Below are 13,195 nucleotides of genomic sequence, written 5' to 3'. Positions count from 1 at the left end.
TGCGGTGGCGGTGGCGGGGCACCCGAACTGTAGAACGTTCACGAAACGCCCACAACCAGCTGTAACTAGCTCGTTGTCACACTATTGGCCCAAATGTTGTCCATACCACTCGACCGTGTGATGAACGCCTGCGTTGGGGGCCTGACTTGTGACGCCCAGTTAAGTATAGTCTCGCCCGTCGAGGTGACTGGCCTCTTGCTTCGGGGGATGCACGTTGTGACCAGGGAGTGTGATGGCAAGCCCGGCTGACAGAGTCAGGGTCTGCGGCTGTTCGGCGGAAGTCGAGGAATCGTCGACCCGCTCGTGGGTTCTCGGCGTGGCGACGCCGGTTCGCGGGCGCACTCCCAGCACGATGATCAACACCGCCGCGGCGCGGAGAGGTAGCCGTCCGTGGCGGTGACGCACATGTCCGCCGCAGCGCAGGAAACAGGGATGCTCAACAACGACCCCGCTACCGGAGCCGATGCGCCCGACCAGCCGGGAGCCACCCGCACCAAGAAGTGGTGGCTGCGCAACTGGCGCCTCCGGTACAAGATGGCCGCCGTCCTGCTCGTGCCGACGCTGGCCGCGCTGGCCGTCGGTGGCATCCGCGTCTACGACGGCCTGACCACCCAGACCCGGCTGAGCACCATCGTCGAACAGGTCGAGCTCGGCCAGCGGGCCGCCGACCTCACCCACGAGCTGCAGCGCGAGCGCGACTTCGCAGTGGTGTTCACCACCGTCCGCGGCCCGAAGGCGGGCGAGGACTACGCGGCGCAGAGCGCGAAGGTCGACGAGGCCGTGAACCTGCTGCGCGGTTTCGAGGACCGCGTTGGCGAATTCTCGCCAGAAGTCCGCGAGGCGTACGAGAGCGCGGTGCACCGCGTCGGCAGCCTCGGCGCCCTGCGCGGCACGATCAACACGGCGTTCACCAGCCCGCAGACGCTGGTCGCCTACAACTCGGTCATCGACACCCTGCTGCAGGTCAACCGCACGGTCGCCACGTCCGCGGTGAACACGCAGGTCAGCCAGACCGCGCGCGCCTCCGAGGCGCTGGGCCGGGCCAAGGAGCAGCTCGCCCAGCAGCGCTCGATCCTGCTCAGCGCCGCGCTGCGCGACCGGTTCCTCACCGGCCAGACCGAGGCGATGCGCGCCGCGGACGCCCGGTTCGAGGCCGCCTACAGCGAGTTCCTGAACTCGGCCAACCCCGACCAGCGCGCCCTCTACGCGGCCCGCGTCGCCGGTGCCGCGGTCGACACCACCGAGCAGATCGAGCAGACCGCGCTGATCCGCGCGGAGAGCGACCAGACCGCCCCGCTGAACGTCCCGGCGCAGACCTGGGGCCAGGTCGCCGGTGAGCGGACCGACCTGGTGCGCTCGGTCGAGGACTCGGTCCTGAACGACTTCCACCAGGACGCCGAGGAGCTGGCCGACTCCGCGTGGTGGGCCATGGTCCGCGACGCGGTGCTGCTCGCGATCCTGCTGGTGGTCGCCTTCGGCGTGGCGGAGTTCATCGCCCGCTCGATGCTGCGCCCGCTGCGCACCCTGCGCTACAGCGCGCTGGAGATCGCGCAGCAGAGCCTGCCGGACGCGATCAGCCGGGTGAACGAGAACCCCAGCACGGCCAGCCAGGTCACGGTGCCGCCGGTCCCGGTGCACACCAGCGAGGAGATCGGCCAGGTCGCCCGCACCTTCGACACGGTCAACCAGCAGGCGCTGCGGCTGGCCTCCGAGCAGGCGCTGCTGCGCAACAACATCAACGACCTGTTCGTTAACCTCGCCCGCCGCAGCCAGACCCTGGTGCAGCGCCAGCTGTCCCTGATCGACCGGCTGGAGCAGGACGAGCAGGACCCGGACCAGCTGAGCAGCCTGTTCGAGCTGGACCACCTGGCCACCCGCATGCGGCGGAACAACGAGAACCTGCTGATCCTCGGCGGCACCGACCTCACCCGCCGGATGATGCGCCCGGTGCCGCTCAACGAGGTCCTCGGCGCCGCGGTCTCCGAGGTCGAGCAGTACGCGCGGATCGCCGTGGTGGACACCCTCGACCTGGCCATCCAGGGCCGCGTGGTCAACGACTTCGTGCACCTGATCGCCGAGCTGCTGGAGAACGCCACGGTGTTCTCCAACCCGGACACCGAGGTCACCGTCCGCGCCGCCTACCGCAGGCAGGAGCTCGTCATCGAGATCCGCGACCGCGGCGTGGGCATCGACGCCGACGAGATCGACGAGATCAACGAGCGGCTCACCCGCCCGCCGGAGATCGACGTCGCGGTGTCCCGCCGGATGGGTCTGTTCGTGGTCGGCCAGCTGTCCCAGCGCCACGACATCCGCGTCGAGCTGCACAACAACGACGGCCTGGAGGGCGGCGCGACCGCCACGGTCCGGCTCTCCGGCGAGTTCGTGGTGCAGCTCACCCCGGACGGCCCGATGCCGATGCCCGACGTGCCGCGCAGCGGGCGCGACGAGCGCCGCGACTCGCTCACCGAGACCGGCGCGCACCTCGGGCTGGCCGCCGCGTTCGGCGGCGGGCGCCCCGACCGGGCGGCCGAGCCGCCCACCGAGCGCGCCCCGCTGCCGCAGCTCGGCATGGACCAGAGCGCCCCGGAAGAGCCCGAACCGGACGAGTCCGGCACCGAGCTGTCGACCCAGTACTCGGTGACGCTGTCCTCCGGCGATTCGTTCGGCGCCACCGACGTCCCCCGGTGGGAGGATGAGCGGACGGCGCCCGCGGACGACGACGTCCGCGCCGAGGAATGGCCGAGCGACGAGACGCCCGGCGGCTTCGACGGCCAGTGCGGGCCGCCCGCCGCTGCGGCCGATCTGTTCCACAGCCCGTTCGAGGCGGAGAAGACCGCGCGGTTCACCCCGGCGGAGTTCCCGACCGAGCTGGACGAACCGGCGCACAACGGCAGTGCGCTGAACGGGGCCGGGCACGACCCCGACGACGTCGAGAGCAGTTCCGAGCGCGCCGCGGACAACGGAACCCGGCAGGACGCGGTCTCGGACGTCTCCACCCGAGGAGGGAGCCCGGAGCAGGGCGCCCAGGGCCAGCCGCCGGCGTTCGCCGACGACGAGCCGAGAGGGGCCTCCTGGGACATGGACGACGCGCCGACGCAACGCCTGCCGATCTACGAAGCCGTGCTGTCGCAGTGGTTCCGCGAGTCCGATGTGGACGATTCGCCGCTGGGGTCGGAGTCGAAGCCGACCGAGCCCGCGTCGTCCCCGGCGGCCGCGGCGGAACCGGCCGCCGAGCCGGAGCCCGTCGCCGAGGTCCCGCGCACCACCGCGCCCGACCCGGGCTGGGGTGGCGGCGACACCGGGTGGAAGGCGGCCGAAGCGCTGCTGCAGGCGCCGCAGGTCCAGGAGACCACCGCAGCCGGGCTGCCCAAGCGGGTGCCCAAGACGAACCTGGTGCCGGGCTCGGCGACCCCGCGCTCGTCGCAGGCCCCCCGCCGCAAGCCCGCCACCCCGCGCTCGGCCGACGCCGTGCGCGGTCGGATGGCGAACTTCCAGCAGGGTGTCAAACGGGGTAGGCACTCCAAGGCCGAACCGGTTTCCACCGAACCTCGCTCGAATCCGAGCCGTCCCGAGGAGCAGGAGTGAACGGGTCCGTGCAGCAACCGATGAGCAGCAACAGCTTCAGTTGGCTGATCACCGACTTCGTGCGTCGGGTTCCCGGCGTGGCGCACTCGGTGGTCGTGTCCGCGGACGGCCTGCTGCTCGCCGGATCACAGGGATTGCCGCGGGACCGCGCCGAGCAGCTTTCCGCGGTCGCGTCCGGTCTGGTCAGCCTCACCCAGGGCGCCGCGCGGTGCTTCGAAGCCGGTGAGGTCACCCAGACCGTGGTGGAGATGGAGCAGGGCTACCTGTTCCTGATGTCCATCAGCGACGGCTCCTGCCTGGCCGTGCTCGCCGCGCCCAACGCCGACATCGGCCTGGTCGCCTACGAGATGACCCTGCTCGTGGAGCGGGTCGGCCGACAGCTCACGCCGGAGCTGCGCGCGCAGCTGCAGGGCATGGGGCGCCGGTGACTCCGGCTGGGGAACGCTGAGGGGAGCTCGCCATGACCACCGGTTCCGAGCCCAGCTGGGACGGTGACCTGTTCCGCCTCTACAACAAGAGGCTGAGCGCGGAGTCCTGGCAGGACGACTTCGTGGACGACGAGTCCGGGCAGAACTCCGACTCGTTCGGCAGCTACGACCGGGCGCTGTTCGGCGGCCCCGGCGCCGACCTGTTCGGCTCCGGCTACGACACGTCCGCCGAGACCCCGGCCCGGCCCCGCGCGACCGACGGCGGCGGCCCGCCCTCGGTGTCCATGCCGTCGATCTCGCAGTCGATGTCGCCGATCTCCCAGTCGATGCCGTCGATCTCGCAACCGATGGCACCGATCTCGCAGTCCATGCCGTCGATCTCCGGGTCGATGCCGGCCATCCCGAGCATCGACGGGCCGGAGGACGACGGGCTGGACAGCGGTTCGCTGGTGCGGCCCTACGCCCGCACTCGGGGGCGGACCCGCACCGATTACGATCTTGCTATCGAAACGCTGGTCACCACCAGCGAACGCGGCCGCACCCAGGCGGCCCAGTCCAGGTCCGAGCACCGCTCGATCTCCGAGCTGTGCATGGAGGCCCGTTCCGTCGCCGAGGTCGCCGCGCACATGCGGCTGCCCCTGGGCGTGGTGCGCGTGCTGATCGGCGACATGGCCGACACCGGCCTGGTTCTGATTCACGACAGCGGCATGGTCGTCGGTGATCGGCCGTCCATGGAGTTCTTGGAGAGGGTGCTCAGTGGGCTTCGCAGGCTCTGATCCCCGCACGACGCCGGGCGGCCGGAAGACCTCGACGAAGATCGTGGTCGCCGGCGGGTTCGGCGTCGGGAAGACGACGTTCGTCGGCTCGGTCTCCGAGATCGTGCCGCTGACGACCGAAGCGGTCATGACCGAGGCCAGCGTCGGGGTCGACGACCTCAGCGCCACGCCCGGCAAGGTCACCACCACGGTGGCGATGGACTTCGGCCGGGTCTCGCTGGACTCGGAGCTGATCCTCTACCTGTTCGGCACCCCGGGCCAGCACCGGTTCTGGTTCATGTGGGACGACCTGGTCAAGGGCGCGATCGGCGCGGTGGTCCTGGTCGACACCCGCCGCCTGGCGGACGCCTTCGCCTCGATCGACTTCTTCGACGACCGCGGCCTGCCCTACATCGTCGCGGTGAACACCTTCGACGGGGTCCTCCACCACCGCATGGAGGACGTCCGCGAAGCGCTGACCATCGACCCCTCGGTCCCGATGATCAGCTGCGACGCGAGGAACCGCGAGAGCACCAAGCAGGCGCTGATCACCCTGGTGGAGCACGCCATGCGCCAGCGCATGGCCACCGCCCGCTGATCCCCGGGTCCCGCAGTCCCGCAAGTTCCATTGAAATCGAAGACGCGATTTCATTGAGGTTTTCCAGCCTCGTTCTGGGTGGCGGTGCCGGTGGCGGAACCTCAGCGCCCGCCTGGCTGTGGGTGCCCTGACTGATGTATGCCAATACACGGCGTCAGGGCCGTCCTCGCCAGGCGAACGCTGAGAACCCGCGGCGGTGCGAGTTGCGAGGGTGGGTTATGCGCCTGCGGCGCATGCGACCCTCGCCGGTCGGTGCCGTTCGCCCTTCGCAGCTGCGGTCCACGGGCAAGATGAAAAGGTTCAATGGAACTCGCGCGTCCACCGGCGAGTCGGGCACCCGACATGCCGACACCTGTGGACAACTCCGGGTCCCCTGCGGGCGACTTCCGCGATTTCAATGGAAATCAGATGTCCGATTTCCATTGAAATCGCGTGCGGACCCCGGACGGCTCCGCCGACGGCGGTGGTGCGCCGCTAGGCGGTGATGGCGGTCTTCACGATGCCTCTCCGCTCTCCACGAGGGTGGTCAGGGCGTCGGTGACCGAGCCCCAGCCCTCGAAGAAGCCCAGGTCCTCGTGCAGGTTCCGGGCGGCGGGGTCGCGGTGGCGGACCGTGACCCGGTAGTCGGTGCCGTCGGGGTGCTCGCCGAGGACGATCTCCGCGGTCATCGCCACCGGTTCGGGCAGGGCGGGCCGCCACGCGCTGTTCACCGCGTTGGTGAACACCAGCCGGTGGTCGGGTTCGACCACGAGGAACACCGCGTCGATGTGCGGCACGAACTCGCTGTCGCCCTCGCGCATGCTGGTCTCGAGCGCGCCGCCGGGGCGGACGTCGAGCTGGTCGATCCGGGCCTGCGCGGGCGCGGGGACCAACCAGCGCTGCAGCAGCGCGGGCTCGGTCCAGGCGCGCCAGATCGTCTGCCGCGAGGCGCGGATCACCCGGTGCAGGGTCAGGTCCAGGCTGGGGTCGATCGCCGTGGTCACGGGGTCTCCTCGAGGTCGGTGACGAGCTGTTCGAGACGGTCGGTGGCGGCTTCCCAGGCGCGCCGCTGCTCGGCCAGCCAGTCGTCCACGAGGGCGAGGCGCTCGCGGTTGAGCGTGCAGGTGCGGACCCGGCCGGACTTGCTGGTCCGGATCAGCCCGCTCGCCTCCAGGGTGCGGACGTGCTTCATGAACGAGGGCAGCGTGATCGGGAACGGGCGGGCCAGCTCGCCGACGCTGGTGGGGCCGCGCCCGAGCCGCCGGATCACGTCCCGCCGGGTCGGGTCGGCCAGGGCGACGAAGATGTCGTCCAGAGCCTCATGGTTAGCCATGAGGCTAAGTGTTGCAGCCCGAAACACTTAGCGCAACGGCAAAGTGTTGGTCAGTCCTCGACGAGGGCGACGGTCATGATGCGGTGCAGCGGGTAGTGGCCGAGCTCGTCGCTCGTCGTGTCCACGCCCTGCAGGACCCCGCCGCCGACGCTCACCGGGCGGACCACGCGCTCGCTCCGGATCCCGTTCGTGTCCACGAAGCCCAGCCACACGCTCCGGCGCTGCCGCGCCGCGTCGCGCAGCAGCTGCAGCGTCGCCTCCGCGCTCGGCCGTCCTCGCTCCGGGCTCACGGCGCTGCCGCGCCGCGCCGCTCCCGCGCGGTCGCCCGCGCGCAGCTGCGCCACGAGCTCCGCGAGCTGCTCCCGGTTGGGGCGCGCGATCGCCGCCGGCTGCGCCGGGCGGCTCTTGCCGCGCACCCGGCGGCCGGTCTCCCGGAGGTCCAGGACGTTGCCGTCGGGGCCTTCGGCCACCGGGGTGAAGCCCGCCGCCCGGAGGGTTTCCACCACGTCGGCCAGGGGGAGCGGGCTGACCAGGACCGTCGGCGCGATGCGGCGGAGTTCGAGCTCCTCGGCCGCCGGTTTGGCCATGATCTCGGCCAGCAGCAGCGGGTCGTCGCAGCGCAGGAAGGCCGCCGCGGTGCCCGCGCGGAGGCGGCCGTGGCGGCGGGCGACGTCGTCGATCAGGTAGGTCAGCGACTGCGGGATCGGGGTGCGGGAGCGGGTGCGGAACAGCGCGTGCAGGTCGTCGGCGGTGTGCCCGGCGTCCAGGGCGCGGCGGATGCTGCTGTCGCTGATCCGGTAGACCGTGGCGCTGCCCGCGGATTCGACGTCGGCGACGAGCTTCATCTCGTTCGCCAGGTCCGGTTCGAGGCGGCCCGGCGCGACCACCGTCAGGTCGGCCTGCACCAGCACGTGGTCCAGCGGTTCGGGCAGCGCGTCGGCGAGCACGCGGGCCGCTTCGGCGGCTCCGTCGGCGAGCAGCGCGCGCCCGGCGCTGGTCAGCGCGTGCAGCGCCACGACGCCGAGCGCGGTCGCCTCGGCGAGGGTCCAGCGCACCAGGTCGTCGCGCAGCCGACCGCCGCGGCGCGGGGCGCGCCAGGCCAGCACGGCGGCCACGTCGTCCGGCCGCGCGCCGTGGCCGCCGGGCAGTTCGTCCAGGTAGTCCAGGACGCGGCGGCGGTCCTTCGGGGCGAGCGGGCGGCGGAGGTCCTCGGACAGCGGGCCGAGCAGGCGGTCCTTCTCGTCGCGGGCGCCGATCAGGCCGGGCAGCCGCGGCAGGTCGAGCCAGGCCTGGGCGAGCGCGGCCCAGCGCTGCTCGGGCGGGGAGGCCAGCCAGGTGTCGGACTGGTAGGTGGGCACCCACTGCGGCTCGGCGGCCTCGCTGTTGGCGATGAGGTTGGCCGCGACGGCGAGCTCCACCAGCAGCCCGAGCCGGTCCTCGTCGACGTCGATGGCCTTGGCGGTGCGCCGCAGCTCGCGCACCCCGACGCCGCCGGAGCGCAGCACGTCCGGCGGGTCCTCGCCCCAGGCGTTGAGCAGCTCCTCGACGTGCCGCAGCAGCTCCAGCACCTCGCCGCCGCCGGTGCTGTCCACCGCGGACCGGTCGGTCCCGGTCAGGTCCGGGATCGGTTCGTCCGGCTCGACCTCGCCCATCGGGTGCTCCCCGCGCACGGCGAGCGCGAGCTGGCGGGGGAGTTCGACGGTCTCCGCGTCGCGGCGCAGCAGGAGCCCCTTGGCCAGCAGGCGCTGCACCGGGTTCGCCGCCTGCGCGAGCGGGACGTTCTTGGCGGCGTCCTTGGTGCGGCCGATCGGCGAGCCAGCGGCGAGCTTGCCGACCAGCCGCCGCTCCTCCTCGTCCAGCTCGGCCAGCGCGGACTTCGCGGCGTCCTCGGTCAGGTCCTCCGCCCGGCGGCCGAGCCCGGCCGGGAAGTTCGGCAGCACCTCGCGCACCGCGGGCGCGGTGGACAGCTCGTCGTCCTCGCCCCAGGCCAGCGCCAGGTCGCGCAACCGCTCGACGGCCCGCCGCGCTTGCTGCGGGGTGATCCCGCCGCCCAGCAGCTCGGCGACCGCCTCCAGCGGGACCGGCGCGAGGTCGGCGTCCAGCAGCACCAGCGCTTCCAGCGCGGACAGGGCGAACGAGTCCAGGTCTTCGCAGGCCCGCGCCACCGAGGAGCGCACCCCGACGCGCGTGGCCAGCACCGAGGTGTCCGCGGGCGGCGGGGTCGCGAGGTCGGGGCGAGCGCGCAGCAGCGCCACGAGGGCCTCGTCACCGCGTTCCCGCAGCCAATCCGCAAGCGAAGACATCCCCCTCACGATACCGAGCGGACGACCGCCGCCGACCCCCTTCACCAGGGCGCGACCAGTTGTCCTCAACACCCTTGGATGAGGTTGACCACTGCATCCGGCAAACTGGACTCGTCCGATAGCCGGAATGCACCAGGAGGACGACGTGGCCGGCAAGACCAAGAAGGACCGCATCGACCCGACGTGGCCGCAGGTCACCGACGGGCACGCGGTGAGCGAGTTCTGGGCCGACAAGCAGGGCGCGGAATCGCCGTTCGGCAGCACCACCTTCCCGCTCGAGCAGGACGCCGTGCCGTACGTCCACCCGGTCACGCGCATCAACAAGTGACCCGGTTGTCAAGGGGAACCCATCGGTAACCGGACCGGACGTCGCTCACACCTGGGAAAGTTTTAGGATTTTTCGTGCTGGGTGAAGTTCCGGTCGCTTAGCAGGCCAGCAGGGCTTGCATCCCGGATGAGCGATCCACTCCGGCGGTCGGCGGGCCGCCGGAGAACGGCACCCGACAAAGTCCATAGCCGTACCGCTCGACAGGGGTGTGCCATGCCGGTTCCAGGTCCGGGTTACTCGATCACCGTGCGCGTCGAGGCTCCGCCGTCGACGACCGCCGCGGGCGATCTGACCAGCGCGATCGGTCGCGCGGGCGGGGTCATCACCGCGTTCGACGTGGTCGAGTCGCACGCCGACCGCATCGTCGTCGACATCACCTGCAACGCGCGGTCGGCCGATCACGCCAACGACCTCGCCGAGGTGCTCGGCGGGCTGCCCGGCGTCCGGGTCCGCAAGATCTCCGACCGGACGTTCCTGGTCCACCTCGGCGGCAAGATCGAGGTCAACTCCCGGGTCGCGCTGAACAACCGCGACGACCTGTCCCGCGCCTACACCCCCGGCGTCGCCCGGGTGTGCACCGCCATCGCGGAGAACCCGGAGGACGCCCGCCGCCTCACCGTCAAGCGCAACGCGGTCGCGGTGGTCACCGACGGCTCCGCGGTGCTCGGCCTGGGCAACATCGGGCCGGAGGCGGCGCTGCCGGTGATGGAGGGCAAGGCGGCGCTGTTCAAGAAGTTCGCCGGCGTCAACGCCTGGCCGGTGTGCCTGGACACCCAGGACACCGAGGAGATCATCCGCGCCGTCGAGCTGATCGCCCCGGTCTACGGCGGCATCAACCTGGAGGACATCGCGGCCCCGCGCTGCTTCGAGATCGAGGCCCGGCTGCGGGAGAAGCTGAACATCCCGGTCTTCCACGACGACCAGCACGGCACCGCGATCGTGGTGCTCGGCGCGCTGCGCAACGCCCTGCGCGTGGTGGAGAAGGACATCGCCGACTGCCGCATCGTGGTGTGCGGCGTGGGCGCGGCCGGTTCGGCGATCATCCGCCTGCTGCAGCACAAGAAACCGGCCGACATCATCGCGGTGGACATCGACGGCATCGTCCACACCGGACGCGGCGACACCGACCCGAACCTGCGGTCCATCGCCGCGGGCACCAACAAGGACGGCCGCACCGGCACCCTCTCCGACGCGGTGCGCGGCGCGGACGTGTTCATCGGCGTCTCGGCGCCGAACCTGCTGACCGCCGACGACGTGGCGTCGATGAACACCGACTCGATCGTCTTCGCGCTGGCCAACCCGGACCCGGAGATCGACCCGCTCGAGGCGCAGAAGCACGCCAAGATCGTGGCGACCGGCCGCAGCGACTACCCGAACCAGATCAACAACGTGCTGGCGTTCCCGGGCGTCTTCCGCGGTCTGCTGGACGCGCACGCGCACCAGATCACCGACGACATGATGATCGCGGCGTCCAACGCGATCGCCGACGTGGTGGACGGCGAGCGGCTGAACGCGTCGTTCATCGTGCCGAGCGTGTTCGACTCGGCGGTGTCCCCGGCGGTCGCCGAGGCGGTCAAGAAGGCGGCGCTGGCGGCCAAGGCCGGTGAGCCTTCCTCCGCGGGCGGCTCCTCCCTGCCGTGGAGCATGGCCGAGGACATCGACTTCTGATCGGTGCCGGAGGTGGAGGGGCATCCGCGGCTCGCGGGTGCCCCTCGCTCGTTCGCGGCGGCTACTCCCCGCCTGCGGGCTCGGGGAGGTGGCCGAGGCGTTGGATGACGCGCTCGCGCAGGAGCAGGTATTCCTCCCAGCGGCGCAGGCGTCCCGGCGGGCGGGTGAGGGCGCGGGCCGCGGTGATGGTCTGGCCGCGCTGGAACTGCTCGCGCGTCAGGTCGAGTTCAACGCCGGAGGGCAGCCGATTCCAGCAGTGGAACCCGTGCTGTTCGCCGTCCAGGTGAACTTCGCCGACCATCAGATCGCCGCCGAAGACGTCGTTCACGATCAAGGCCGTGATGTCGCAGTGGCCCCACGCCGGATTGCTGGGCTGCCATCCGGCGCGTTCGAGGTCGTCCGGCGAGCAGGTGTCCGCGGCCCAACTGGCGCGCAGAGCCTTGTCGAGGGTGATCAGGTCCCACGGGGTCGTGTCGGAAGCATCACAGCATCCACCGACATGGGGGCGTTCCACGCGGACGGCACGAGATCGGCGGCCGAATCGCGAGGCGCTGAACGGTGCCGGTCACGTCTTCTCCGGTGTGGGTTCTAGGCTCGGGGGCATGGCGCAGGAAGAGCTCACGCACGTCGACGAGACCGGTGCTGCCCGGATGGTCGACGTGTCCGAGAAGGAGGCCACCGCCCGCCGGGCCGTCGCCACCGGGGTGGTGCGGACGACGGCCGAGGTGATCGCCCTGCTGCGCCGCGACGGGCTGCCGAAGGGCGATGCGATCGCCACCGCCCGCATCGCGGGCATCATGGCCGCGAAGCGGACGCCCGACCTGATCCCGCTGTGCCACCCGATCGCCATCTCCGGCGCCAAGGTCGAGCTGGAGCTGGGCGAGTCCGAGGTGCGGATCACCGCGACGGTCAAGACCACCGACCGGACCGGGGTGGAGATGGAGGCCCTCACCGCGGTGGCGGGCGCCGGGCTCACCCTGCACGACATGATCAAGGCCGTCGACCCCGGCGCGGTCCTCGACGCGGTCCGCGTCGAGCGCAAGGAGGGCGGCAAGACCGGCACCTGGACCCGCGAGTCCTGACCCCGCCTCCGCTCCGCCGTCCTCGGCAGGTCGGACCGCAGTTTCAACTGAAACTGCAGTTCCCCCGCGCGGAGATTCGAAGTTTCAATTGAAACTGCAACCTGGGGGACGGGCTTGAGGCCGTGTCGGCGGGTCGCGCAGGATGGCCCCTGCGGCGGCCGGTCGGCGGGTGCGCGCAACACACAGGAGGTCTCCATGACGAGGACAGCGCGGGTGATCGCCGCGTCCAACCGCGCCGCGGCCGGGGTCTACCCGGACCGCACCGGGCCGGTGATCGTCGACTGGCTGCGCGGCCGCGGGTACGAGGTGCCCGACCCCGTCGTGGTGCCCGACGGCGACCCGGTGGGGGAGGAGCTGCGCCGCGCGGTCGCCGACGGCGCCGACGTGGTGATCACCACCGGTGGCACCGGGATCAACCCGAGCGACCGCACCCCCGAGGTCACCGCGGCGGTGCTGGACTACCCGATCCCCGGCCTGGCCGAGGCGATCCGCTCCGCGGGGCTGCCGCAGGTGCCGACCGCGGTGCTGTCCAGGGGTCTGGCCGGGGTCAGCGGCCGGACGTTGATCGTGAACCTGCCGGGCTCGCGCGGCGGGGTCAAGGACGGCTTGGGCGTGCTGGACGGAGTGCTGGAGCACGCCGTCGACCAGCTGCACGGCGGTGACCACGCGGCGCCGAACCGGGCGGCGGCGGACGTCCTGCGCGCCGACGTGACGGAGCAGGTGATCGACGTCGACGAGCTGGCCCGCTCGGTGGAGCACCGCGCGGCGGGCGCGGTGGTGACCTTCGGCGGGGTGGTGCGCGATCACGACGGCGGTCGCGGGGTGCGGGAGCTGGAGTACACCGGCCACCCCAGCGCGTCCGAGGTGATCGCCGAGGTCGCGCAGGACATCGCGGCGCGGTTCGAAGGGGTGCGCGCGGTTGCCGTGTCGCACCGCATCGGCCTGCTGAAGATCGGTGACGTGGCGTTGGGCTGCGCGGTGGCGGCCGAGCACCGCAAGCAGGCCTTCACGGCGTGCTCGGAGCTGGTGGACGAGGTCAAGCGGCGGTTGCCGATCTGGAAGCGCCAGGTCTTCGACGACGGCGCCGAGGAATGGGTGAACTGCCCCTGATGGTCGTGAGTGCGTAACGGTGTTCG

The 13,195-nt window shown here is 71.6% G+C and carries 12 protein-coding genes; 8 read left to right on the top strand and 4 right to left on the bottom strand.

The window, feature by feature from the left end:
- Window positions 1-405: 405 nt before the first annotated feature.
- Genes F1721_RS24460 through F1721_RS24445 form a run of 4 tightly spaced genes read left to right on the top strand, consistent with a single transcriptional unit; the run spans window position 406 to window position 5,366 of the window.
- The gene (locus F1721_RS24460) at window positions 406-3,585 is read left to right on the top strand and encodes a sensor histidine kinase (RefSeq protein ID WP_246155282.1); all 3,180 of its coding nucleotides are present in this window, start codon (window positions 406-408) and stop codon (window positions 3,583-3,585) included.
- Between the two features lie 20 nt (window positions 3,586-3,605).
- Window positions 3,606-4,013 carry a roadblock/LC7 domain-containing protein gene (locus tag F1721_RS24455; protein WP_175548002.1) on the top strand — a complete coding sequence of 136 codons (408 nt, stop codon included), beginning with the start codon at window positions 3,606-3,608 and terminating at the stop codon, window positions 4,011-4,013.
- Between the two features lie 32 nt (window positions 4,014-4,045).
- Window positions 4,046-4,789: a DUF742 domain-containing protein gene (locus tag F1721_RS24450; RefSeq protein WP_150069123.1), complete on the top strand. Its 744-nt coding sequence runs from the start codon at window positions 4,046-4,048 to the stop codon at window positions 4,787-4,789.
- Complete coding sequence (locus tag F1721_RS24445; RefSeq protein ID WP_150069122.1) at window positions 4,770-5,366, top strand: GTP-binding protein; 597 nt, start codon at window positions 4,770-4,772, stop codon at window positions 5,364-5,366. Before F1721_RS24450 ends, F1721_RS24445 begins: the two co-directional genes overlap by 20 nt.
- Window positions 5,367-5,860: 494 nt before the next feature.
- Here F1721_RS24445 and F1721_RS24440 read toward each other — a convergent pair whose 3' ends face one another.
- From F1721_RS24440 to F1721_RS24430, 3 genes are read right to left on the bottom strand one after another with little or no spacing between them, the layout of a single operon-like run.
- Window positions 5,861-6,349, bottom strand: a complete 489-nt coding sequence (locus tag F1721_RS24440) for an SRPBCC domain-containing protein (RefSeq protein WP_246155281.1) — start codon at window positions 6,347-6,349, stop codon at window positions 5,861-5,863.
- Window positions 6,346-6,678, bottom strand: coding sequence for an ArsR/SmtB family transcription factor (locus tag F1721_RS24435; RefSeq protein ID WP_150069121.1), 333 nt, complete (start codon window positions 6,676-6,678; stop codon window positions 6,346-6,348). The genes F1721_RS24440 and F1721_RS24435 overlap by 4 nt, the downstream gene beginning before the upstream one ends.
- A gap of 50 nt (window positions 6,679-6,728) precedes the next feature.
- Window positions 6,729-8,981 (bottom strand): helicase-associated domain-containing protein, encoded by a 2,253-nt coding sequence (locus F1721_RS24430; RefSeq protein ID WP_150069120.1) that lies wholly within the window; start codon window positions 8,979-8,981, stop codon window positions 6,729-6,731.
- 127 nt (window positions 8,982-9,108) lie between these two features.
- On the opposite strand from F1721_RS24430, the gene F1721_RS24425 reads away from it, so the two are divergent.
- Window positions 9,109-9,309, top strand: a complete 201-nt coding sequence (locus tag F1721_RS24425) for a hypothetical protein (protein WP_211840607.1) — start codon at window positions 9,109-9,111, stop codon at window positions 9,307-9,309.
- A 213-nt stretch (window positions 9,310-9,522) separates the two neighbouring features.
- A complete protein-coding gene (locus F1721_RS24420; protein ID WP_150069119.1) occupies window positions 9,523-10,977 on the top strand; it encodes an NAD-dependent malic enzyme in 1,455 nt (484 codons plus the stop codon).
- 61 nt (window positions 10,978-11,038) lie between these two features.
- Here the strand turns inward: F1721_RS24420 and F1721_RS35685 are convergent, their stop codons facing one another.
- Window positions 11,039-11,491 carry a YunG family protein gene (locus F1721_RS35685; protein WP_150069118.1) on the bottom strand — a complete coding sequence of 151 codons (453 nt, stop codon included), beginning with the start codon at window positions 11,489-11,491 and terminating at the stop codon, window positions 11,039-11,041.
- Between the two features lie 88 nt (window positions 11,492-11,579).
- On the opposite strand from F1721_RS35685, the gene moaC reads away from it, so the two are divergent.
- Together moaC and F1721_RS24405 are read left to right on the top strand one after the other, a co-directional pair.
- Window positions 11,580-12,059 (top strand): cyclic pyranopterin monophosphate synthase MoaC, encoded by a 480-nt coding sequence (moaC, locus tag F1721_RS24410; protein WP_150069117.1) that lies wholly within the window; start codon window positions 11,580-11,582, stop codon window positions 12,057-12,059.
- A gap of 195 nt (window positions 12,060-12,254) precedes the next feature.
- Window positions 12,255-13,169: a molybdenum cofactor biosynthesis protein MoaE gene (locus tag F1721_RS24405; RefSeq protein WP_150069116.1), complete on the top strand. Its 915-nt coding sequence runs from the start codon at window positions 12,255-12,257 to the stop codon at window positions 13,167-13,169.
- The last annotated feature ends 26 nt before the right edge of the window (window positions 13,170-13,195 follow it).

Origin of the sequence: Saccharopolyspora hirsuta, from assembly GCF_008630535.1 — a bacterium.
In the GTDB taxonomy this organism is placed as follows: Bacteria; Actinomycetota; Actinomycetes; order Mycobacteriales; family Pseudonocardiaceae; genus Saccharopolyspora; species Saccharopolyspora hirsuta.
This window is presented reverse-complemented; position numbering and strand designations above follow the sequence as displayed.